Source organism: Acidovorax sp. Leaf78, assembly GCF_001422735.1.
Lineage (GTDB): Bacteria > Pseudomonadota > Gammaproteobacteria > Burkholderiales > Burkholderiaceae_C > Acidovorax.
Map to the genome: position 1 here is coordinate 567,032 of NZ_LMLZ01000020.1, position 20,918 is coordinate 587,949.

General features: G+C 67.2%; 20 protein-coding genes. 6 read left to right on the forward strand and 14 right to left on the reverse strand.

The window, feature by feature from the left end:
• Positions 1-56: 56 nt before the first annotated feature.
• Positions 57-908: a bifunctional hydroxymethylpyrimidine kinase/phosphomethylpyrimidine kinase gene (gene thiD / locus ASF16_RS14110; protein WP_056168125.1), complete on the forward strand. Its 852-nt coding sequence runs from the start codon at positions 57-59 to the stop codon at positions 906-908.
• A 239-nt stretch (positions 909-1,147) separates the two neighbouring features.
• Here the strand turns inward: thiD and ASF16_RS14115 are convergent, their stop codons facing one another.
• Positions 1,148-2,431 (reverse strand): cytosine permease, encoded by a 1,284-nt coding sequence (locus ASF16_RS14115; RefSeq protein ID WP_056168129.1) that lies wholly within the window; start codon positions 2,429-2,431, stop codon positions 1,148-1,150.
• A 359-nt stretch (positions 2,432-2,790) separates the two neighbouring features.
• On the reverse strand, positions 2,791-3,471 hold the full coding sequence (locus ASF16_RS14120; protein WP_082516978.1) for a TetR/AcrR family transcriptional regulator: 681 nt from the start codon (positions 3,469-3,471) through the stop codon (positions 2,791-2,793).
• A gap of 101 nt (positions 3,472-3,572) precedes the next feature.
• Between ASF16_RS14120 and ASF16_RS14125 the strand changes: the two genes are divergently transcribed.
• Positions 3,573-4,598 (forward strand): NAD(P)H-binding protein, encoded by a 1,026-nt coding sequence (locus ASF16_RS14125; protein ID WP_056168131.1) that lies wholly within the window; start codon positions 3,573-3,575, stop codon positions 4,596-4,598.
• Between the two features lie 60 nt (positions 4,599-4,658).
• Here the strand turns inward: ASF16_RS14125 and ASF16_RS14130 are convergent, their stop codons facing one another.
• The 12 genes from ASF16_RS14130 to ASF16_RS14185 all read right to left on the reverse strand — a co-directional run bounded on the left by ASF16_RS14130 (position 4,659) and on the right by ASF16_RS14185 (position 16,796).
• A complete protein-coding gene (locus ASF16_RS14130; RefSeq protein WP_056168135.1) occupies positions 4,659-5,540 on the reverse strand; it encodes a GyrI-like domain-containing protein in 882 nt (293 codons plus the stop codon).
• 18 nt (positions 5,541-5,558) lie between these two features.
• Positions 5,559-5,918 carry a hypothetical protein gene (locus ASF16_RS14135; protein ID WP_056168138.1) on the reverse strand — a complete coding sequence of 120 codons (360 nt, stop codon included), beginning with the start codon at positions 5,916-5,918 and terminating at the stop codon, positions 5,559-5,561.
• Positions 5,919-6,151: 233 nt separating this feature from the next.
• Positions 6,152-7,195, reverse strand: a complete 1,044-nt coding sequence (locus ASF16_RS14140; protein WP_056168141.1) for an NAD(P)/FAD-dependent oxidoreductase — start codon at positions 7,193-7,195, stop codon at positions 6,152-6,154.
• A 136-nt stretch (positions 7,196-7,331) separates the two neighbouring features.
• Complete coding sequence (gene fdxA / locus ASF16_RS14145; RefSeq protein WP_056168144.1) at positions 7,332-7,661, reverse strand: ferredoxin FdxA; 330 nt, start codon at positions 7,659-7,661, stop codon at positions 7,332-7,334.
• A 208-nt stretch (positions 7,662-7,869) separates the two neighbouring features.
• Positions 7,870-9,246 carry a GTP-binding protein gene (locus ASF16_RS14150; RefSeq protein ID WP_056168146.1) on the reverse strand — a complete coding sequence of 459 codons (1,377 nt, stop codon included), beginning with the start codon at positions 9,244-9,246 and terminating at the stop codon, positions 7,870-7,872.
• A 13-nt stretch (positions 9,247-9,259) separates the two neighbouring features.
• Positions 9,260-10,222: a sulfate adenylyltransferase subunit CysD gene (gene cysD / locus ASF16_RS14155; protein WP_056168149.1), complete on the reverse strand. Its 963-nt coding sequence runs from the start codon at positions 10,220-10,222 to the stop codon at positions 9,260-9,262.
• Between the two features lie 141 nt (positions 10,223-10,363).
• A complete protein-coding gene (locus ASF16_RS14160; protein WP_056168151.1) occupies positions 10,364-10,987 on the reverse strand; it encodes a phosphoadenosine phosphosulfate reductase family protein in 624 nt (207 codons plus the stop codon).
• A 43-nt stretch (positions 10,988-11,030) separates the two neighbouring features.
• Entirely contained in the window at positions 11,031-11,420 is a 390-nt protein-coding gene (locus ASF16_RS14165; protein ID WP_056168156.1) for a DUF934 domain-containing protein, read from the reverse strand.
• Positions 11,421-11,449: 29 nt separating this feature from the next.
• Positions 11,450-13,237 carry a nitrite/sulfite reductase gene (locus tag ASF16_RS14170; protein WP_056168159.1) on the reverse strand — a complete coding sequence of 596 codons (1,788 nt, stop codon included), beginning with the start codon at positions 13,235-13,237 and terminating at the stop codon, positions 11,450-11,452.
• A gap of 10 nt (positions 13,238-13,247) precedes the next feature.
• Positions 13,248-14,051 (reverse strand): sulfite exporter TauE/SafE family protein, encoded by an 804-nt coding sequence (locus tag ASF16_RS14175; protein ID WP_056168162.1) that lies wholly within the window; start codon positions 14,049-14,051, stop codon positions 13,248-13,250.
• A 139-nt stretch (positions 14,052-14,190) separates the two neighbouring features.
• Positions 14,191-16,251, reverse strand: coding sequence for an FAD-dependent 5-carboxymethylaminomethyl-2-thiouridine(34) oxidoreductase MnmC (gene mnmC / locus ASF16_RS14180; protein ID WP_056169225.1), 2,061 nt, complete (start codon positions 16,249-16,251; stop codon positions 14,191-14,193).
• Positions 16,252-16,520: 269 nt separating this feature from the next.
• Entirely contained in the window at positions 16,521-16,796 is a 276-nt protein-coding gene (locus ASF16_RS14185) for an oxidative damage protection protein (protein ID WP_056168164.1), read from the reverse strand.
• A 172-nt stretch (positions 16,797-16,968) separates the two neighbouring features.
• Between ASF16_RS14185 and ASF16_RS14190 the strand changes: the two genes are divergently transcribed.
• The 4 genes from ASF16_RS14190 to ASF16_RS14205 all read left to right on the forward strand — a co-directional run bounded on the left by ASF16_RS14190 (position 16,969) and on the right by ASF16_RS14205 (position 20,914).
• Positions 16,969-17,991 (forward strand): sulfate ABC transporter substrate-binding protein, encoded by a 1,023-nt coding sequence (locus ASF16_RS14190; RefSeq protein WP_056168167.1) that lies wholly within the window; start codon positions 16,969-16,971, stop codon positions 17,989-17,991.
• Between the two features lie 113 nt (positions 17,992-18,104).
• Positions 18,105-18,695, forward strand: coding sequence for an NADPH-dependent FMN reductase (ssuE, locus tag ASF16_RS14195; RefSeq protein ID WP_056168169.1), 591 nt, complete (start codon positions 18,105-18,107; stop codon positions 18,693-18,695).
• 260 nt (positions 18,696-18,955) lie between these two features.
• Positions 18,956-19,912, forward strand: a complete 957-nt coding sequence (locus tag ASF16_RS14200) for a sulfonate ABC transporter substrate-binding protein (protein WP_082516979.1) — start codon at positions 18,956-18,958, stop codon at positions 19,910-19,912.
• A gap of 42 nt (positions 19,913-19,954) precedes the next feature.
• The gene (locus tag ASF16_RS14205) at positions 19,955-20,914 is read left to right on the forward strand and encodes a sulfonate ABC transporter substrate-binding protein (protein ID WP_056168171.1); all 960 of its coding nucleotides are present in this window, start codon (positions 19,955-19,957) and stop codon (positions 20,912-20,914) included.
• Positions 20,915-20,918: the final 4 nt, after the last annotated feature.

Here is a 20,918-nt window from a genome sequence, read left to right on the forward strand (position 1 = left end):
CAGCACATCCCTCTGCCGCGCCTTTTTGATGTGGCGCATAGGCCATAATTTTTGCCATGACATCTTCGACTCAGGCGCCCCCCGCGGCGCGGCGCTACGCACGCGTGCTTTCCATTGCCGGCTCGGACAGCGGCGGCGGGGCGGGCATCCAGGCCGACCTCAAGACCTTCAGCGCCCTGGGCTGCTACGGCATGACGGCGATCACCGCCATCACCGCGCAGAACACCTGCGGCGTCACCGGCATCCACGGCATTCCGCCCGAGATGCTCAAGGCCCAGATCGACGCGGTGGTGCAGGACATCGGCGTGGATGCGGTCAAGATCGGCATGCTGCATTCGCCCGAGGTGGTGCGCGTGGTGGCCGACGCCATCCGCACCTACCAGCTGCCGCACGTGGTGCTGGACCCTGTCATGGTGGCCACCAGCGGCGACCGGCTGATCGCGCAGGAGACGGTGGGCGTGCTGGTCCAGGAGCTGTTCCCGCTGGCCGAGGTGATCACCCCCAACCTGGACGAGGCCGGCTGGCTGCTGGGCCGCACGATCGAGGGTGTGGATGCGTTGCAGGGCGCGGTGGATGGCCTGCTGGCGCTGGGCGCGCCCGCCGCGCTGCTCAAGGGCGGGCACTTGCCCGGCGACTGGGTGGTGGACCTGCTGGGCACGCGCGGCGGCGTGGCGCAGCGGCTTGAATCAGCGCGCATCGCCACGCACAACGGCCACGGCACGGGCTGTACGCTGTCGTCCGCCATTGCCGCGCACCTGGCGCTGGGCCTGCCGCTGCAGCAGGCGGTGGAGCGCGCCCGCAGCTACATCCTGGGCGCCATCGCCGCCGGTGCCGACGTGCACACGGGCAAGGGACATGGCCCGCTGAACCACGGTTATGCGCCGGTGCCGCAGGTCGTGGTTTATTGATTCGGCGTTCTTCAACTTGAATCGTTCACGCTGAGCTTGTCGAAGCGCCGCGCAAGGCTTCGACAAGCTCAGCCCGAACGGTTTGTTCAAGTTAAATAAAAGATGCCGCAGCAATGGGGATGGTGCGGGACTGATGTATGGCTTTTAGGCTGCTACCGCTTGTCCATCAAGCGGTAGCAGCTATGAATTTGGTAGCAACGCCAGGGTGAAGGCGTTGCAGGCATCGCCAGGCTCGCAGGTCAGGCAGCGCGCGGCCGTGTGGCCAGCGCCAGCACAAAGCTGAACGCCAGCGCCGGCAGTGCCGACCCGGCCCCGGGCACCACTTGCGGGGCCAGGTGGTACACCGCGATGCCCAGCACCCAGATGGCCACCGGCGCCGCATTCACGCGGCGCGCATTGGCCAGCAGTGCGGGCGCGTTGGCGCCGAATGCCAGGCGCCCCAGGATCACGCCGAACAGCGGCACGAACACCGAACTGAGCAGCAGCAGGAAGGGCTCCAGGCTGTGCATGGGCAGCACCAGCGCGAGGGCGGTGCACACGGCCGCCACGCCCAGGCCCCAGCGGCGCACGCTCCAGCGCGGCAGCAGGCTGTGGGCCGACACCGCGCCCGAGTACGTGTCGCCATAGGCGTTGTCCACCTCGTCGATGAGGATCAGCGACAGTGCGATCAGCCCGCCCTGGGCCAGCAGCAGCGCCTGCACCAGGTCCTTGCTGGGCAGCGTCAACGCCACCAGCACGCCCAGGGTGTAGCACCACATGTTGGCCAGCGCGTAGCCCAGCCAGGTGCCGCGCAGCGCAGCGCCGCCGCTCTTGCCGTGGCGCGCGTAGTCGGCCACCAGCGGCAGCCACGAGATCGGCATCGCGATCACCAGGTCCAGCGCGGGCAGCACGCCCATGCCGCCTTCGCCCTTGCGCGTCCACAGCGCTTCAAAACCCTGGGCCTGCGCCAGCGACAAGAACTGCCACGACAGCCACAGCAGCGACAGCACCACCAGCGGCAGCGCCACGCGGGCGATCACCTTGCGCACCAGCTGCACCATCGATCCGCTGATGAGCAGCATCACCACGCCGCCCCACAGCAGCGTCGCCAGCACGGGCCAGTGCGCTCCGGCCATGGTGCCGGACTGCTGGCCGATGGCCACGGTGGCATCGCGCATCACCACCAGCTCGAACGTGCCCCAGCCCACCAGCTGCACGATGTTCAGGATGATCGGCAGGCTGGCGAACGTGCGGCCGTACACCGCATGCATCAGCCCGGCGCTGGCCAGGCCGCTGTCGCAGCCGAGCTTGGCCACCCAGCCCAGCAGGCCTGCGCCCACGATGGAGCCGCAGACAATGGCGATCAGCGCCTCTTGCGTGCCCAGCGCGGGCATCAGGTACGCGCCCACCTGCATGACCAAAAGGCCCACACCCAGGCTGAACCAGAGCGAGGCATGGTCGTGCCACTGGAAGACGCGGCGGTCGGGGGCAACGGGGGCCAGCGCTTCGTTGGTGGCAGCGGGCGCGGCGGTGTGGACAGGCATGGAGGGCTCCGTAGACAGACAGGCATACAGAGCAGGGGCGGCCCGGGTGGCTGGCGCCCCGCAGCGCAAGGGGTGCAGGGCGTGGCGTCGTCGGACTTGGCTTCCCTGCGCGAGGATGATCTCACGCACACAGCCGTCAGGCGATCGGACGGCGGGTGTGCAACAGGTTCAAAGGGTGTGATCTCAGCCCCGCGCTCGGCGGGACACCCCTAGCATTGCCGCCCGAAGGCAGCGGCGCGATTGTGCCACGCGGAAACGGTCGGTTACGACCGGGGCGGCAAAGGCGAAGGGTGTGGGCGCGGGAGGAAGAATTACCCATCGCACGCGAAGCCCCTCGCAACCATCAGCCCTTCGAAGCATCAGCCCTTGACTTGCGCCCCCGCCAGCAGGGCCTGCAGTGCGGCACGCAGCACGCCCGTGCCTTCCTCCGCACTGAGCAAGCCCGCGCTCACGAAGGCGCCGTTGACCAGCACTGCCAGCTGGGCGGCCAACTGGTCAGGCCGGGGAGCGCCCAGCCGCTCTGCGATCTCATGCAGTCTTTGGCGCAGCGCCTGCATGTGCCGCTGCGATACCAGGCGCGCGGGGTGGTCCTGCTCGGCAAATTCTGCCGCCACGTTGATCTGCGGGCAGCCGCGATAGTTCGAGCGTGCCAGGCGCTCGCCGATCCAGCCCATGTGGGCGTTGAGCTCGCCCGCTGGGTCGTCGCGGAACTGCTCCGCCACACCATCCCAGGTAGCCCAGAAGTCCACATCCTCCCGCTCCAGAAACGCCACGATGAGGTCGTCCTTGGTGGGGAAGTAGCGGTACAGGCTGGTCTTGGCGACCTCGGCCTCCAGCACCACCAGGTCCACCCCCACGGCGCGCACGCCGCGTTCGTAGAACAGCCGGGAGGCCGTGTCCAGGATGCGGCTGCGCACATCGGCGCCGTCGCTGGCGGCCGCCTTGGCAGCGCGCCTGGGCGCTGGGCGGGTGGGAGCGGCTGTGGCGCTTGCGCTGGCGTCCACCGACGGGAAACCCCGGCCGGCAACGGATTCAGACATTTTTGCGTTGGGCATGTTGACAATGATACAGACCTGTCTGTAATATTTAAAGAACAGACAGGTCTGTATCTTTTCGAGCCCAACCTATCGAGGACTGCCCCATGAATTCCACCCAGCCATCCATCGCCGTGTTCGGCGCCGCCGGCCACACCGGCCAGTTCGTGGTGCAAGAGGCGCTGCGGCGCGGCCTGGCCGTTGTCGCAGTGGGCCGGGACGCACGCAAGCTGGCCGACACCATGCCGCCGGGCGTGGCCTGCCGCACCGCAGAGCTGGCCGACCCGTCCAGCCTGGACCGCGCATTTGCCTGCTGCGCTGTCGTCATCAACTGCGCCGGGCCGTTCATGGACACCGCGGCACCGGTCGGTGCCGCCGCGCTGCGCGCAGGCTGTCACTACCTGGACGTGACAGCCGAGCAGGCCAGCACTCAGGCCACTTTGGAAGGTCTGGATGCTCCCGCCCGCGTGGCCGGCCGCGTGGTGGTGCCCGCCGCTGCCTTCTACGGCGGGCTGGCCGACCTGCTGGCCAGCGCGCTGGCCGCACCGGGCCGCATTGAGGCGATCACCGTGGCGGTCGCACTCGACCACTGGTGGCCCACGGCGGGCACGCGCCGCACCGGCGAGCGCAACACCGCGCCCCGGCTGGTGGTCCGGCATGGCCGACTGGCGCCCTTGGTGCCGTCCGCCGACGTGCCGGACTGGACCTTTGCCGAGCCGCTGGGCCGCCAGGCCATGGTCGAGATTCCGTTCAGCGAAGTCATCACCCTGGCCCGCCACCTGCCGGTGGGCGAGATCCGTTCGCTGCTCAACCGCTCTGCACTGCAGGACATCCGCGATGCGGCCACCCCGCCACCCACGGCCACAGACGGCACGGGGCGGTCAGCCCAGCGGTTCGAGCTGGCCGTCCATGTGGTGCAGGGTGGTTTGAGCCGCACGGCAGGAGTGCGCGGCCAGGACATCTATGCGGTGACTGCGCCCATCGTGGTGGAGGTGGCGCAGCGCCTGCTCGGCCCTGCGTACCCACACCGCGGCGCGCTGGCCCTGGCGCAGGCCGTCGATCCGGTGGACGTGCTGCGGTCGCTGCACGCGGCAGGTGCACTGCAGTGGTTTGGAGACGGTACGCCGACCTGACCGGCGATAACCGCAACAACCGCAGTAACGGCGTTCACGGCGCTGCGCCGTGATGGCTGTTCAAGCTCCCGGGGGCCTCACGGGGATCGCGTAGTGCATCACCGACTGCTCGGACGTCGGGTGGTACTGCGCATCGTAGATCTCCAGGTCCGGTCCCAGGGAATGGGCCTGGCCGGACGACATCATCCAGCTGCCGTAGATGTAGTTGACCGTGGCATCGACCTTCTGGGCCGGGCCGCGGTGGGTGAACCGTGCATAGGTCGCTGCTGGAAGCTCCAGCGCAGCCATGCCCGGCGGCACATCGCCGGGGCCTTGGACCTCGGTGCTGGCCAGGTAGCGCAGCTGCTCGCTGTCGGGCGCGGCCGGTGCCACCACGCCGTAGCAGACGCCGGGCACCGCATTGGCTATTTCTTTCAGCCGCGGAATGAACTGTCCCCACAGGGGTGGCAGCTTCTGGCCCAGGTTGTTTTTTTCGGAGTCGATGCCGTAGTAGTCGGTGGGCAGGCCCACCATGCGCATCGCCGGCCGGGCTTCCATCGCGGGTGTCAGCGAGACGTTGTGCCGCAGGTGCGCCAGGTAGCTCGGGTCCAGCATGATCTTGCGCACGAAGAGCGAGCGATTGCCCATCTTGCGGTACTGCGACGGGGTCAGCCGAAAGCAGTCCTTGAACGCACGGGTGAAGCTCTCCTGGGTGTCGTAGCCCGCGGCCAGCGCGATGTCCAGCACGCTCAGGCGGGTGCTGGCCAGTTGCTCCAGCGCCTTGGCAAACCGGCGCGAGCGGATGTAGGTCTTCAAGGTCTCGTGGGTCAGCGCCTTGAAGATGCGCTGGAAGTGCCACTGGCTCAGGCCCGCGGCCCGTGCCACGTCGGCCAGCTCGATGTCGGATTCGAGATGGGCCTCGATGAAGTCGATGCCCTCCTGGAGTTGTCGCAAATGCAGCACGGGAGTCGGGCCTGTGGGTCAAGGGGTTTCGAAGAAGCCGGTCATGGCCACCAGCCGGTTGTCGCCGTTGTAGCGGCCGTAGCTCACCCCTTCGCCGATCACCTGGCCGTTGCCGTCCAGCATGTTCCATTTGGCAATGCTCTGCTGGTGGTGGCTGGCAAAGTAATGGGTCACGAAGTGGCCGCCGGGCACCTGGCGGTGAAAGTCGTCCATGTAGGCTGTCAGCTGCGTCCAGCCCTGCGTAGCGGCCAGCGGGTCGTTATAGGTGCAGGCAGGGTCGAGCGACTGTCCGAACAGCGCGTCGCGCTCGGCGGCCGAGTCGGTCTTCCACGACGCGGTGTAGGTGTCCCAGATGGATTGAAGGGGTTGTGGGCTCATGGTGGTGCTCCGATGGGTGTTGAAGGGAGACGCCATCGTGCCGACCGCCCTCGCGCCAATTGGACATTTTGTGCTTTTTTCTGAGCCTGGAGAGCATGGCGGTGTGCTCGCCATGCCGCTGCAGTCACACAGCCAAAAGCCGCGCAGCGACCCGGTACACGGTGCGCGCGGTAGTTCGTCTGGCAGAGGTTGATTGCGCGCACCGCCGCCGAAGCGGGCTGCGCGCCAGCGGTCTAGGCGTTGGCGGCCGGTGCAACACCCAGCAGCTGGTGAAGCCGTGGGCTGGTGGTCGTGTACTGCAGCGCCACCTTGTCGCCCTTAAGCGCCTCCGCCGCGCCAAAGGCCGCGAGCGTGGCTTCATGAAAGCCGCACAGGATCAGCTTGCGCTTGCCGGGGTAGGTGTTGATGTCGCCCACCGCGTAGATGCCCGGCACGCTGGTGCGAAACGCCTCGGTGTCCACCACCAGCTGCTTGCGGTCCATGGCCAGGCCCCAGTCGGCAATCGGCCCCAGGCGCGGCGAGATGCCCAGCACCGGCACCAGCAGGTCCAGCGCCAGCGCGCGGGTGCTGCCATCGGCATCCACCAGCTTCAGTGCGGCCAGCCGGTCGCCTGTGGCCTTGATGCCGGTGATCTGCGCGGCCTCGACATGGATGCGGCCTGCGTCCCGCAGTTGCTGCAGCCGCTGAAGCAGGGCGTCAGGCGCCTGGAACACATCGCGGCGGTGCAGCAGGCTCACGCGGGTGGCCTGGCCTTGCTCGGCCAGCTCCACTGCACGCGCCACGGCGGGCTCGTCGCCCCCGTGCACCACCACATGCTGCCCGGCCAGCTCGGTGTTGGCAGGCAGGCTTTGGTAGTGCACCTGCGTGCCCACATATTGCTCGATGCCATCGACCTTGAGCGCGCGCGGCACAAAAGCGCCCACGCCCGCCGCGATGAACACGCTGCGGGCCAGCAACTGCGCGCCCTGCGATGTTTCCACCAGTAGCCGCCCGTCGTCCTGTAGAGACAGCGCAGCGACCAGCGTGTTAAGGTGCCAGTGGGTGTTGAAGGGCTCGATCTGCCGCAGCAGCAGCGCCGCCAGCTCGCGCCCGGTGCACACCGGAATGCCCGGAATGTCGTAGATGGGCTTGTCGCCATACAGCTCGACGCACTGGCCGCCCGCATGGGGCAGGGCGTCGATCAGGTGGGCGGTGATGCCCTGCAGGCCCAGCTGGAAGACCTGGAACAGGCCGACGGGGCCCGCACCGATGACGACGGCATCCGTTTCTTGAATCATGCGTATCGCCAAAGACCGGCGCTGGCGCAAAAAACTGACGCTGCCCAAGGCGAGTGCCACCGTGGAACTGGCTTTGCCAGGCCACGGGTGGCGTCCCCCCTCAGGGGGGATGACGCGAAGCGGCTCAGGGGGGAGCTCACTTCACCAATTCGTTGACTTTGCCCGGTTTGCCATTCCATTCGTCGGCGTCGGGCAGGGCGGGCTTGCGCTTGGTGATGCTCTTCCAGCCGTCGGCAAAGGCCAGGTCGGCGTTGATCTTGATGAAGGCGATCTGGTCTGCGGGCAGGTCTTCTTCGGCAAAGATGGCGTTGGCCGGGCACTCGGGGATGCACACGGCGCAGTCGATGCACTCATCGGGATCGATGACGAGCATGTTCGGGCCTTCGCGGAAGCAGTCCACAGGGCACACGTCCACACAATCGGTGTACTTGCACTTGATGCAGTTTTCGGAGACGACGTGGGTCATGACAGTGTTGTGTGGGTCGGTGAAAACCCTCGATTTTAAAAGCTTTCACCGACCTTTGGTTACAGGGCCCCTCTCTTGGGAGGGATGTCTTACGAATTTGCCTTCAAACGCCTGACGTCGTTGGTTCGCCTTGCCGTGCCAAAGCACTGTCTGCGGCTCCCGCCTGGTCATGCGATGGAGGGCCAACCCGTCTCTGGCCTGATGTGGATCAGTTCACCAGCACGGCGCCGGCCGTCTTGTGGCTGGCGGTGTCCACCAGGATCAGGGAACCGAGCACGCGTGCCGTGCCGAACGCAGCCGCCGGGATGGCCTCTTGCAGCAACAAATCCACATGGCCGATGGCGTTGGGGTCGAGCTGCGTGGCGGCTTCTTCGGCCAGTGTGTTGATGTTGAGCTTGTGGACCACGGCTTTCACCTTGGCCTTGACCCAGCGGTGGCCGTGCAGCGCCCAGTACACGCGGCCGGCGACCAGGGGTTCGTCGTCCATCCACGCCACCGTGGTGCGCAACTCACGGCTGGCGGGCCAGGCGGGTGCGGCGGCCGGGGTGTCGCCGAAGTCGTCGTCCGCCGGCGCAGCGGCAGCCGCCGTGGGTGCGGCCAGGATCCAATCGCCGCGCGAGACGTCCACCTCGCGGTCCAGGATGATGCCGGCGCTGGTGCCTGCGGGCACACCGGCAGGGCGGCGGGCATGGTCCAGCACCTGGGCCACGGTGGCGAGCTGACCACTGGGGAAGATCTGCACGGCGGTGCCGGGCGCTACGATGCCAGACGCCACACGGCCCCAGAACACGCGGCGGCCCTGGGATGTGTCCGACGACGAGGACGAGGTTTTTTCGACCCACTGCACCGGGAAGGCCAGGGGCAGGCCAGTGTCGGCGGGCGTGTTGGGCAGCTCTTCCAGCACCTGCAGCAGCGTGGGGCCTTCATAGCCGCACCAGCCGGCGTGGGCGTCCACCACGTTCCAGCCCTTGAGGGCCGACACGGGCACCGTCGCACGCACGGCGATGCCGGCGGCCTGGGCGAACGCGGCCAATGCGCCCTGGATGTGCTTCCAGGCGAGCGCGGGGTCTTCCACTGCGTCGAGCTTGTTCACGGCGAACACCAGCGAATGCACGCGCAGCAGGTGGGCCAGCAGGCTGTGGCGGCGGGTCTGCGGCAGCAGGGCCAGGCCGGCGTTCTTCCAGTCGAGCTTGGTGGCATCGACCAGCACCACGGCCGCGTCGGCGCTGCTGGCGGCCGTGACCATGTTGCGGGTGTACTGCTCGTGGCCGGGTGCGTCGCCGATGATGAACTTGCGCTCTTCGGTGGCGAAGTAGCGGTACGCCACGTCGATGGTGATGCCCTGCTCGCGCTCGGCGGAGAGGCCGTCGGTCAGCAGGGCCAGGTCGGTCTCGCCCTGGCGCTGCACGCCGGCCAGGTGGTCCTGCAGCACGGCCTTGCTGTCCACCAGCAGGCGGCCGATCAGCGTGCTCTTGCCGTCGTCCACCGACCCGCAGGTGATGAACTTCAGGGCGGAAGCATGGTTGTTTGGGGCTGTACCGCTTGCCTGCAAAGCGCTGCTAGCTATCGAATTCATAGTGGTCATCAGAGTACCCGTCTCAAAAATAGCCGTCTTTTTTGCGCTTCTCCATCGAAGCGTCGCTCGTCTTGTCGTCCATGCGCGTGGCGCCACGCTCGCTGACGTCGGCGGCCAGGGTCTCGATCACGATGTCGGCCGCGGTGGCGGCGGTGCTCTCCACCGGTGCGGTGCAGGTGATGTCGCCCACGGTGCGAAAGCGCACGTCGCGCGTCTCCACCACATCGCCATCGCGCGGCGGGGTCAGCTCGGTCACCGGCATCAGGAGGCCCTTGCGGTCCACCACCTGGCGCTTGTGGGTGTAGTAGATGCTGGGCAGCGCAATGCTTTCGCGGTCGATGTACTGCCAGACATCGAGCTCGGTCCAGTTGCTGATCGGGAACACGCGAAAGTGCTCATTGGGCTGCAGGCGGGTGTTGAACAGGGTCCACAGCTCGGGCCGCTGGGCCTTGGGCTGCCATTGGCCGAAGCTGTCGCGGTGCGAGAAGATGCGCTCCTTGGCGCGGGCCTTTTCCTCGTCGCGGCGCGCGCCGCCGATGAGGGCGTCGAAGCGGAATTCCTCGATCGCTTCGAGCAGCGTGACCGACTGGTGCACGTTGCGGCTCTCGCCGGGGTGCGACAGGCGCACGGTGCCGCGCGCCATCGAGTCTTCGACGCTGCGCACGATGAGTTCGGCGCCCAGTTCCTTGGCGCGGAAGTCGCGGAAGTCCGTCACCTCGGGGAAGTTGTGGCCCGTGTCGATCATGAGCAGCGGGTACGGAATGCCGCCGCCGCTGGCCTTGGTGCCAAAGGCTTTCTCGGCGCACTTGAGCATCACCAGCGAGTCCTTGCCGCCCGAGAACAGCAGGGTGGGGCGCTCGAAGGCGGCGGCGACTTCACGCAGGATGAAGATGGTTTCTTCTTCCAGCGCGTCCAGGTGCGAGTTGTTCAGGTGGTAGCTCATGTCGTTGTTCTGCAGCTGCGCGGCATCGGTGCGGGCGTTCATGGTGGGATCGGTGGTGTTTCGTGCGGATGCGCGTTCGAACCATCAGAACCGTTCGGGCTGAGCCCGTCGACAGGCTCAGGACAGGCTTGTTGAAGCTCTGCGCGGCGCTTCGACAAGCTCAGCGTGAACGGTTTCTGGGTATCAGTGAGCTATGTGAAGGCCGCACTCACGGTTGTCTTCGCCCTTGGTCGGGTCCACGTAGTCGAAGTTGTTGGGCAGGCCGTGCTTGACGCAGTACTCGTGCAGCTCTTTGGACGACCAGTGCAGCAGCGGCGCCACCTTGATCAGGCCGTCGGGGTTGATGCTCACTGGGTCCATCTGCGCGCGCACGGCGGTGTCGGTGGCGCGCAGTGCGGTGAACCAGACCTTGGGCGCGGTCTCGCGCAGGGCGCGGGCAAACGGCTCGAGCTTCACTTCTTCGGTGAACGCAGCGTGGCGCGGGTCGTCCAATGCTGGCGTTGGGCCCTCCACGGCCTCGCGGTGCGCGCGCGAGCGCAGCGGCAGGTAGATCTTGAGGTTCAGGCCCAGCTGCTTTGTCACCTCGTCGGCAAAGCGGTAGGTGGCGTCGGTGTTGTAGCCGTTGTCCATCCAGACCACCGGCACAACAGGGTTCACCGCGGACACCATGTGCAGGATCACCGCCTCGAACGGGCGGAAGTTGGTGGTGACGATGGGGCTTTGGCCCAAGCCCAGTGCCCAGGCGACGAGGCCTTCGGCGTTGCGGCCCAGGTCGGCATTGACGCGTGCGAGATCGAATTGGCTCATGGTGGGGTGCTCGTGGGTGTGCGTAGCAGCGCTGCGGCCTGGCTCAGGCGGCAGCCTTGTCGGCAAAGATGGGCTGCGGGTGCACCGCGTCGCCCTGGTAGAAGCCAGGGAACATCTCGAACTGGCGCTGCGCGTCGGCCGGGTCCACGCCATCGCGCAGCACGGCCGACGAAAAGCCCGTGCGCTGCATCTGCACCAGCTGGTCGATCAGCACGTCGCCCGTGGCGCGGATGTCGCCCGCAAAGCCGCGGCGGCGGCGCAGCAGGAAAGCCTGGCTGAACGCGCGGCCATCGGTGAAGTTGGGGAAATGCAGGTCCACGCGCTCGACGCCGTCGAGCGGCAGCGCCAGTGCGTCGGCATCGTTGGCCAGCGCCACGGTGCGGGCATCGCCCTCTGCGGGCGGCTGGTGGTCTTGGGAGGCAAGAATTTTCATGGGTCTTATCAGGGCTTGGCGTCTGGCGTTCAGGCCGTGGCCAGCTCTTCCTTGGCGGGGTGGCGGGCAGTCTTGGCGGCTTCCTTGAAGGGGTCGAGGCCGGTGCGGCGCACGGTGTTCTGGAAGGTCTCGCCGCTTTCACGCAGGCTGCGGTAGGTGGTCAGCACGGCTTCAATCACGTCTGGCACTTCGGCAGCCGAGAACGACGGGCCGATCACCTTGCCGGCCACCGCGGCGCCCGACAGGTCCGAGCCGTCCGAGCCGCCGAGCGTGACCTGGTACCACTCCTTGCCGTCCTTGTCGACGCCCAGGATGCCGATGTGGCCGCTGTGGTGGTGGCCGCAGCTGTTGATGCAGCCGCTGATGTGCAGGTCGATCTCGCCGATGTCGTCGAGCTCGTCCAGGTCCTGGTAGCGCTGTGTGATGGCCTCGGCAATCGGCAGCGAGCGGGCGTTGGCCAGCGCGCAGAAGTCGCCGCCAGGGCAGGCGATCATGTCGGTGAGCAGCTGCACGTTGGCGCTGGCCAAGCCAAGGGCCTTGGCTTCTTCCCACAGGTCGAACAGGCGGCTGGCGTGCACCCACGGCAGCACCACGTTCTGGTCGTGCGTCACGCGGGCTTCACCGGAGGAGTACTTGTCCACCAGGTCGGCCACGGCGATCAGCTGTTCGCTGGTCGCGTCGCCGGGCGACTGGCCGGGGCGCTTGAAGGACAGCGTCACGGCGCGCAGCTGCGGGTTCTGGTGCGCATGCACGTTGCGCTGCAGCCAGCGGCCAAAGGCCACGTGCTCGGCGGCCTGGGCCGTGAGCGATGCCTGCAGCACCGCGGGGTCCACGTCGGCGATGTCGGCCAGCGGGGGCGCCACGAAGCACGCGGCCACGCGGTCGAACTCGGCCTGGGGCACGGTGTGCGGGCCACCGTCGATCTCCACGATCTGGCGGTACTCTTCTTCCACATCGTCGATGTACTGCTGGCCTTCGGACTTGACCAGGATCTTGATGCGGGCCTTGTACTTGTTGTCGCGGCGGCCGTGCTCGTTGTACACGCGCACGATGGCCTCGATGTAATTCATGATCTGGTTCCAGGGCAGGAACTCGCGGATCACCGTGCCGATGACCGGCGTGCGGCCCATGCCGCCGCCCACGAAGACCTTGAAGCCGATCTCGCCCGCATCGTTCTTGATGAGGTGCAGGCCCACGTCGTGCCAGCCGGTGGCGGCGCGGTCGTCCTTGGCGCCGCTGATGGCGATCTTGAACTTGCGCGGCAGGAACGCGAACTCGGGGTGCAGCGTGGTCCACTGGCGGATGATTTCCGCGTAGGGGCGCGGGTCCACGATCTCGTCCACGGCCACGCCGGCCAGCGCGTCGGTGGTGGTGTTGCGGATGCAGTTGCCGCTGGTCTGGATGCCGTGCATGTCCACGGTGGCCAGCAGGTCCATCACGTCAGCGCTCTTGGACAGCGGGATCCAGTTGAACTGCACGTTGGTGCGCGTGGTGAAGTGGGCGCAGTTCTTGGGCAGGAAGGTGGTGCCCAGCAGGCCCTGGCCTTCCATGGCGGCCTTGAACACGGCCGCTTCGGGCTCGTCGTACTCGCGGGCGATGGTGGCCAGCACGCGCAGCTGGCGGCTGGCGATCTCGCCGTAGGGCACGGCCACGCGCAGCATGGGGGCGTAGCGCTGCACGTACCAGCCGTTTTGCAGGCGCAGGGGGCGGAAGTCGTCCTCGGCCAGTTTGCCGGCCTGCCAGCGGTTGAGCTGGTCGCGGAACTGGTGCGCGCGCTGCTCTACAAACTTCTTGTCGAAAGGGGTGTATTGGTACATCGTGGACCCATCAGATCATTATTAATTTGGCGCCCGCCCAGGCCAGCAGCACGGACAGCGCGGAGCGAATCAGGCGTTCAGGCGTGCGGGTGACCAGGCGCGAGCCCAGCCAGATGCCCGGCAACGAGCCAGCCAGCAATTGTGCAAGCAAAGGCCAGTCCACCGAGCCCAGCGTGGCATGGCCCAGGCCCGCCACCAGCGTCAGCGGCACCGCGTAGGCGATGTCGGCGCCGATCACCCGGGGCAGGGGCAGCAGCGGGTAGACCAGCAGCAGCACCGTGACGCCGATGGCGCCTGCGCCCACGGACGTGAAGGTGACCATGGTGCCGATCACGGCGCCCAGCAGCACGGGCAGGGACCAGTGGCGGGGGCGGGTGGCATGCTCGGCACCGGCCACACGCTTGGCATGGTCGGCAGCCTGGCGTTCGCGCGAGAAGGCCACCACCTTGTACAGCGTGGCCGCGGCGGTCAGCAGCAGCGCAAAGCCCAGCGTCGTGGTCATGATGCGCTGCGCCGTGCCGCTGGCGGGGCCCAGGATCTGCAGCGCCCACAGCGACAGCAGCGCGGCCGGGATGCTGCCCGCGCACAGCTGGCCCACCACACGCCAGGGCACGAGGCGCTGGCGCGCCATGCTGACCGTGCCGCCCATCTTGGTGAAGGCGGCGAACAGCAGGTCGGTACCGATGGCCAGGTGCGGCTTCACGCCGAAGAAAAAGATCAGCACAGGCGTCATCAGCGAGCCACCGCCCACGCCGGTCAGGCCGACGATCAGCCCCACCGCAAACCCCGCAAAAACAAACGCCAATTCATGCATGGCAGCGAATGTAGAGGCCTCGCTTATGAAAACAAACTATTGTTTTTGACTTCCAGTATGTCGTTTTTCGTATAAGCAAGGATTGGTGCGGGATGTAGCGGGGTCGCTGTGCTGACTCGGCAGGGTGGCCGTCGCCCCATCACAGCCGCTCGCTGCCCAAGGCTTTGGCCAGTTTGGCGTCTAGCGGCAAGGGTTCGCCCTGCAGCCTGGCGGCCAGCAGCTCTGCGCACAGCAGCGCCAGCGTGAGGCCGCGGGCGCCCATGGCGGTGCAGACCCAGACGCCGGGCAGGGCGGCGTGGTCGACCGGGCCGACGATCGGCAGGCGGTCGCCGGCGGTGCAGCGTACTCCCGCCCAGGACTGGATCGCGGCGGGAGTTTGCGTCGTGCTGACGGCTGCGGCGTGGCGCTCGTCGGGGGGCAGTACGGTATCGAACGCAGGCTGTAGCTGCTGCGCCACCGCCGGCAGCAGCGTCTGCAGCTTGGCCCAGTTGGTGGCATGCGCGGCCTGCTGGTCGGCGTGCGACGGCGGCAGGGCGCTCACACCGCGCTCGAAGGTGGAGCCCATCACCCAGGCGGTGGGGCGGGGCCCGCCCTCGCCCGCGCCGCTGGTGCCGTCAGACTTGTCATCGCTGTGGGGAAACCGGGGCACGATGTTGCCGTGGCCATTGACCGGGAAGGGCACCGTAGGCGCATCTGCGCCGTCTGCCGCCGCAGCCCACGACACCTGGCCGCGCACCCGTTGCAGGGGCCAGTGTGTCGGCAGCAGGTGCGGACTGCCGGACCCTGCCGCCACGATGACGACAGGCGCTTCTGCCAGCACCGTACCGTGTTCGTCCAGGGCCTGCCAGTAGCCGGTAGCGACAGGGGAAGAAGTCTGGGCCGCTGTGTCAGTGGCCGAGTCTTCGTGCTGTGGGGCTGGTCCGTCCGCAGGAGCATGTTCCACACGCCGTAATTGCGCCACTTTGCACTGCCCCCGCCAAGCGATGCCCGGCTGCGCCATCAGCACCGCCACCAGGCGGGGCGGCCGCACCCAGCCGCCCTGGTGGTGCCAGCACGCGGTGGTGGACGCAGGCAGGCCCGCAGCCTGCAGGGTTTCGGCACTGGCAACCTCGCTCCAGTCGGCACCAGACCCCTCGGCCCAGTCGGCCGCCAGGCCCGGCGTGCCATCGGTGCGGTGCTCCAGCACGCCGCAGGGCGACCAGTCCACGCCCTCCCTCAGCAGCCAGCCAGCCTGCTGCAAGGTGGTGCGCACGCCGCTGCGCGACAGCCGCGACAACACGCTGTCGTCGGGCGACACGTGAGATGCGAACACGCCCGCAGGCAGGCCCGACGCGCCCGCCGCGGGGGCGTCGGCCTGGTCGAGCACCTGCACCTGCCAGCCACGGCGCGCCAGGCTGGCGGCGGTGGCCGCACCGGCCAGGCCACCGCCGATCACGATGCACCGGCCGGGCGGCTGCGGGGCGAGCCCTGCGCCCTGGTACCAGTCCTTGTTGGATGTGCGGGGCTCCCAACGCGGGTCGTACACCGCGTGCAGGTTGTCGCGCTTGGGCGGCACTCCCGGTACGCGCGTCACGTCGAAGCCGCACTGCGCCAGCGCATCGCGCACGGCGCGCGCAATGGTCCAGGTGGCCAGCCGCGTGCCCCGCCGGCAGCAGCGCGCCACGGCTTTGAGGGTGTGCGGGTCCCAGATCTCGGGGTTGCGCTGCGGGCTGAAGCCGTCCAGATAGACCGCGTCCACCGTCAGGCTCTGCGCGCGCAGCATGGCCTGCGTGTCGCCCACATACAGGGTGAGCAGCACACGGCCCTCGTCAAAGCGCAGCCGGTGCACGCCCGGCAGCAGGCCCCACCATTGGCGGTGCAGTTCTTCGGCCAGCGGCGCCAGGTCGGCGTGGGCCGTGGTGGCGCGCAGCAGGTCGGCCGCGCTCACGGGCCAGGCCTCGGTCGACACGAAATGCAGCAGGGTGGGGCGAGCAGGGTCGGCCCGCCAGGCGGCCCAGGTCACCAGGAAGTTCAGCCCAAAGCCGAACCCGGTTTCCAGAATGCGCCATTGCGGCTGCCCCGCCCACGCCGCCGGCAGGCCACAGCCGTGCAAAAACACGTGGCGGGCCTGGTCCAGGCCGCCTTTTTCACTGTGATAACGGTCGCCGAAGCGGGGGCTGTAGGGCGTGCCGTCCGGCAGCCAGTTCACAGGCTCAGAGATGAAGCACCCCCTGAGTCGCTTCGCGCCTTCCCCCTCTCTCACGCGTCGCGCGGGAGGGGTACGCAGCCAGCGGCCTGGCAAAGCCAGTTCCGCGGCTACCTCGCCTGGGCAGCGCCAGTTTTACAAGCTGCAGGTGGCTGGCAGCGCTAAGGAAAACTGACATGAAGGCTTATTCGCTGGGGGCACGTAGCCGGCCGCGGCGTCTGCGCCGCCGCCAAAAAAATGATTTTGGCAAAACCAATTTTTGCAGCGCTGCATTTCGCTGAGCTTCATTCCGCGCTGGGCGGGACGTAGCCCGCCGCGGCGTCTGCGCCACCGCCAAAAAAATGGTTTTCCATCTGCCGCGCCAGGTATTGGCGGGCGCGGGCGTCGGCCAGGTTCAGGCGGTTTTCGTTGACCAGCATGGTCTGGTGCTTGAGCCAGCCGGCCCAGGCTTCCTTGCTCACGCTCTCCCAGATGCGCTTGCCCAGCTCGCCAGGGTAGGGCGGAAAGTCGAGGCCCTCGGCTTCCTTGTTGAGCTTGATGCATTGGACGGTGCGTGCCATGGGGTTTCCTTGTGTATGAACGTGGGGCGAGTCGTGCCTTGGGGTGGTGCGGCTCAGATGATTTGGATATAAAGAACTGAAATCTCAGTAGTTCCAGTTTTGTAGAGGGGCTTTCAGAATGCGCTTCATCGGTGATTTGCACCGTTCAGCATTCCAAAAAAGAGGCCTCCCAATGAACTTTCGCCGCGACTTTATCAAGTTTCCCTTCGCCGCCGCCCTGGTGGGCAGCTTGGCCCTGACGGCATTGCCGTCGTTTGCGCAGTCCGTGACGCTGCTCAACGTGTCGTACGACCCCACCCGCGAGCTGTATGTCGACTTCAACCAGGCATTCGCCAAGCACTGGAAAGCCAAGACCGGCCAGGACGTGACCGTCAAGCAAAGCCACGGTGGCTCGGGCAAGCAGGCGCGCTCCATCATCGACGGGCTGGACGCCGACGTGGCCACCCTGGCGCTGGCTGGCGACACCGACGCGCTGCACACCAACGGCGGCTGGATCCCCAAGGACTGGCAAAAGCGCCTGCCCCACAACAGCTCGCCCTACACCTCCACCATCGTGCTGGTGGTGCGCCAGGGCAACCCCAAGGGCATCAAGGACTGGGATGACCTCGTCAAGCCCGGCATCAGCGTGATCACGCCCAACCCCAAGACCTCGGGCGGCGCCCGCTGGAACTACCTGGCCGCCTGGGAATTCGCCAAGCGCAAGTACGGCGGCGACGCCAAGGCCAAGGACTTCGTGGCCAAGCTGTACGGCAACGTGCCCGTGCTGGACACCGGCGCGCGCGGCTCCACCATCACGTTTGCCCAGCGCAACCAGGGCGACGTGCTGATCGCCTGGGAGAACGAGGCCTACCTGCTGGAAAAGGAATTCGGCACCAAGTTCGACGTGATCGCGCCCTCGATCTCCATCCTGGCCGAGCCCGCCGTGACGGTGGTAGACAAGAACGTGGACAAGAAGGGCACACGCGCCGTGGCCGAAGCCTACCTGCAGTACCTGTACACCGAAGAAGGCCAGGACATCGCCGGCAAGCACTTCTACCGCCCCGCTGTGTCCGACAAGGCCAAGGCCAAGTACGCCAAGCAGTTCCCCAAGCTGAACCTGTTCACCATCAACGACGCGTTCGGTGGCTGGGACAAGGCGGCCAAGGAGCACTTTGCCGACAACGCCAGCTTCGACCAGATCTACACCAAGAAGTAAGTTCACCCCGAAGCGGCCTTTGGCCGCCTCCCCTCAAGGGGCGCCACCCGTGGCCCGGCGAAGCCGGATCCACGGTGGCGCTGGCCAAGTCACGCCCTCTGGAAACACATTTCATGTCCGCTCTTCTCATCGCCGGCAGCCCCTCCGAGCGTTCCCGCTCCGCCGCTCTGCTGGACGCTGTCGCCCAGCGCCTGTCGGTGCGCGGCGCGCTGGTGGACCGTATCCACATCCGCGACCTGTCGCCCCAGGCGCTGCTGCTGGCCGACTTCGGCCATCCCACGGTGGTGGGCGCAGTGGACCAGGTAGCCCAGGCCAGCGTGCTGGTGGTGGCCACGCCGGTCTACAAGGCTGCTTACAGCGGCGTGCTCAAGGTCTTTCTGGACCTGCTGCCGCAGACGGCGCTCAAGGGCAAGATCGTGTTGCCCCTGGCCACTGGCGGCAGCCCGCACCACATGCTGGCGCTGGACTATGCGCTGCGCCCCGTGCTGCAGTCGCTGGGTGCCAAGAGCATCCTGCCGGGCATCTACGCCACCGATGCCCAGGTCACGCTGACGCCCGAAGGCGCCTACCACGTGAACGAAGACATCGCCACGCGGCTGGACGAGGCCGTCAACGTGCTGGTCACGGAAACCCTGCGCCCCTCGCCCGCCCAGGCCACGCGGTTTGCGCCGGTGCACTTCTCCCAGGTGCGATGTAGCGTCTGACGGGCACCGCCCGCCGTGCGCGCCCCCACCGTGGGGTGCCGCAGCACGGCCGGGCTCCCGCATTTCTCGTTTCCCCCTTTTTTTGACAGGCCCGCTGCCCCGAGCGGTGGGCAGGGCGGAGCACTGCCCGGGTTCAGACGCCACCTTTTTCCATGATTCAAAGGACATTCACCATGAGCACACTGACACGCGACGGCGCAGCCAGTTCAGACCGCGCGCAACATGCCCAGCCCGCCGGCGGCCTGGCCGCCCTGCGCAACATGTTCATCGGCTTTGTGGTCTTCACGGCCTTCGTGCTGATCGCCGCCTTCCTGCTGGCACAGCCGGTGCAGGCCCAGACCAAGGGGGAGTTGCGCATCGGCTACCAGAAGGCCGCCAGCCTCTTCGTGCTGCAAAAGGCCACGGGCACGTTGGAGAAGAAGCTTGCGCCCCTGGGCTTCGGCGTGAAGTGGGTGGAGTTTCCGGCGGGGCCCCAACTGCTTGAAGGCCTGAACGTGGGCGCCGTGGACGTCGGCTATGTGGGCGAGGCACCGCCCATCTTCGGCCAGGCCGCAGGCGCCAAGTTCGTCTACTTCGGGCACGACCCCGCCGCGCCGCGCGCCGAGGCCATCCTCGTCACCAAGGAATCGCCCATCAAGTCGGTGGCCGACCTCAAGGGCAAGAAGGTCGCGCTCAACAAGGGCAGCAACGTGCACTACCTGCTGGTCAAGCAGCTGGAGAAGAACGGCCTCAAGTTCACCGACATCACGCCCGTGTACCTGGCCCCGGCCGACGGCCGCGCAGCGTTCGAAAGCAAGAACGTGGACGCCTGGGTGATCTGGGACCCGTTCCAGGCCGCGGCGGAAAGAGCCACCGGCGCCCGCGTGCTGGCCGACGGCACGGGCGGCGTGGTCAACAACTACCAGTACTACCTGGGCGCGCGCGACTTCGTCACCAAGAACCCCAAGGTCATCGCAGCGCTGTTCGAAGACTCGGTGGCGCAAGGCATCTGGCTCAAGAAGAACCTGCGCCAGGCCGCAGAGCTGATCGCGCCGCTGCAAGGTCTGCCGGTGGACGTGGTCGAGCTGGCGCTGCAGCGCTATGAATTCAACGTCAAGCCCATCACGCCTGCGGTGGCGGCCGACCAGCAAAAGATCGCCGACACGTTCTTCGAGCTGAAGCTGATCCCCAAAGCCATCAAGGTGAGCGATGCCGTGGTGCTCGGCGCGCAGCCCTGATGCCCGGCCCGTTGCACACGCATTGATTTTTAGAAGAACACCATGACCACTTCGATCTCTTTGTCCCGCCGCCGCCTCGTCCAGGGTGCGGCCAGCGCTGTGGCGCTGCCGGCTTTCGGCGCGTTGGCGCAAACAACCCCGGCGCGTGAGTTCCGCATCGGCCACCAGAAGGGCTTCCTGAGCCTGCTCAAGGGCCGCGGCACGCTGGAAAAGCGCCTGACCCCACTGGGTGTCTCCATCAAATGGACCGAGTTCACCGCCGGCCCCGTGCAGCTCGAAGCACTGAACGTCGGCTCCATCGACTTCGGCGACGTGGGCGAAGCCCCTCCGATTTTTGCGCAGGCTGCAGGCGCCCCGCTGGCCTATGTGGCCGCCACCGTGCCCCGCCCCAAGGCCGAGAGCGTGCTGCTGCCCAAGGGCTCGCCGATCCAGACCGTGGCCGACCTCAAGGGCAAGAAGATCGCGCTCAACAAGGGCAGCAACGTGCACTACTTCCTGGTCAAGCTGCTGGAGAAGCACGGCCTGAAGTACAGCGACGTGAACGTGGCCTTCCTGCCGCCTGCCGATGCGCGCGCCGCTTTTGAAAAAGGCTCTGTGGACGCCTGGGTGATCTGGGACCCATTCGCCGCCGCTGCCGAAAAGACGCTGGACGCCCGCCTGCTGGCCGACGCCACGGGCGTGGTGGGCAACCGCGCGTATTACTTCTCGTCGCTGCAGTACGCCGACAAGAACACCGATGTGCTGCGCATTGCCATCGAAGAGATCAACAAGATCGACATCTGGGCGAAGGTCAACCGCGACCTGCTGGCGGCCGAGCTGGCCCCGCTGTTCGGCATCCCCAAGGCCGTGCTCGATTTGTCCACGTCGCGTGCCGAATACGGCACCGGCCCGGTGACCCCCGAGATCCTGGCCGAGCAGCAAAAGATTGCCGACACCTTCTTCAACCTGAAGCTGATCCCCAAACGCATCCAGGTGCGCGATGTGGCGCGCTCGCCGTGGTAGGGGG

Bases quoted from the DNA above. Each gene is read 5' to 3' on its own strand.
- ASF16_RS14140 (WP_056168141.1), bottom strand. From the start codon at position 7,195: ATGATTCAAGAAACGGATGCCGTCGTCATCGGTGCGGGCCCCGTCGGC.
- thiD (WP_056168125.1), top strand. From the start codon at position 57: ATGACATCTTCGACTCAGGCGCCCCCCGCGGCGCGGCGCTACGCACGC.
- cysD (WP_056168149.1), bottom strand. From the start codon at position 10,222: ATGAACGCCCGCACCGATGCCGCGCAGCTGCAGAACAACGACATGAGC.
- ssuE (WP_056168169.1), top strand. From the start codon at position 18,105: ATGTCCGCTCTTCTCATCGCCGGCAGCCCCTCCGAGCGTTCCCGCTCC.
- fdxA (WP_056168144.1), bottom strand. From the start codon at position 7,661: ATGACCCACGTCGTCTCCGAAAACTGCATCAAGTGCAAGTACACCGAT.
- ASF16_RS14205 (WP_056168171.1), top strand. From the start codon at position 19,955: ATGACCACTTCGATCTCTTTGTCCCGCCGCCGCCTCGTCCAGGGTGCG.
- ASF16_RS14190 (WP_056168167.1), top strand. From the start codon at position 16,969: ATGAACTTTCGCCGCGACTTTATCAAGTTTCCCTTCGCCGCCGCCCTG.
- ASF16_RS14135 (WP_056168138.1), bottom strand. From the start codon at position 5,918: ATGAGCCCACAACCCCTTCAATCCATCTGGGACACCTACACCGCGTCG.
- ASF16_RS14160 (WP_056168151.1), bottom strand. From the start codon at position 10,987: ATGAGCCAATTCGATCTCGCACGCGTCAATGCCGACCTGGGCCGCAAC.
- ASF16_RS14115 (WP_056168129.1), bottom strand. From the start codon at position 2,431: ATGCCTGTCCACACCGCCGCGCCCGCTGCCACCAACGAAGCGCTGGCC.
- ASF16_RS14200 (WP_082516979.1), top strand. From the start codon at position 18,956: ATGTTCATCGGCTTTGTGGTCTTCACGGCCTTCGTGCTGATCGCCGCC.
- ASF16_RS14170 (WP_056168159.1), bottom strand. From the start codon at position 13,237: ATGTACCAATACACCCCTTTCGACAAGAAGTTTGTAGAGCAGCGCGCG.
- ASF16_RS14185 (WP_056168164.1), bottom strand. From the start codon at position 16,796: ATGGCACGCACCGTCCAATGCATCAAGCTCAACAAGGAAGCCGAGGGC.
- ASF16_RS14125 (WP_056168131.1), top strand. From the start codon at position 3,573: ATGAATTCCACCCAGCCATCCATCGCCGTGTTCGGCGCCGCCGGCCAC.
- ASF16_RS14175 (WP_056168162.1), bottom strand. From the start codon at position 14,051: ATGCATGAATTGGCGTTTGTTTTTGCGGGGTTTGCGGTGGGGCTGATC.
- ASF16_RS14165 (WP_056168156.1), bottom strand. From the start codon at position 11,420: ATGAAAATTCTTGCCTCCCAAGACCACCAGCCGCCCGCAGAGGGCGAT.
- ASF16_RS14120 (WP_082516978.1), bottom strand. From the start codon at position 3,471: ATGTCTGAATCCGTTGCCGGCCGGGGTTTCCCGTCGGTGGACGCCAGC.
- ASF16_RS14150 (WP_056168146.1), bottom strand. From the start codon at position 9,246: ATGACCACTATGAATTCGATAGCTAGCAGCGCTTTGCAGGCAAGCGGT.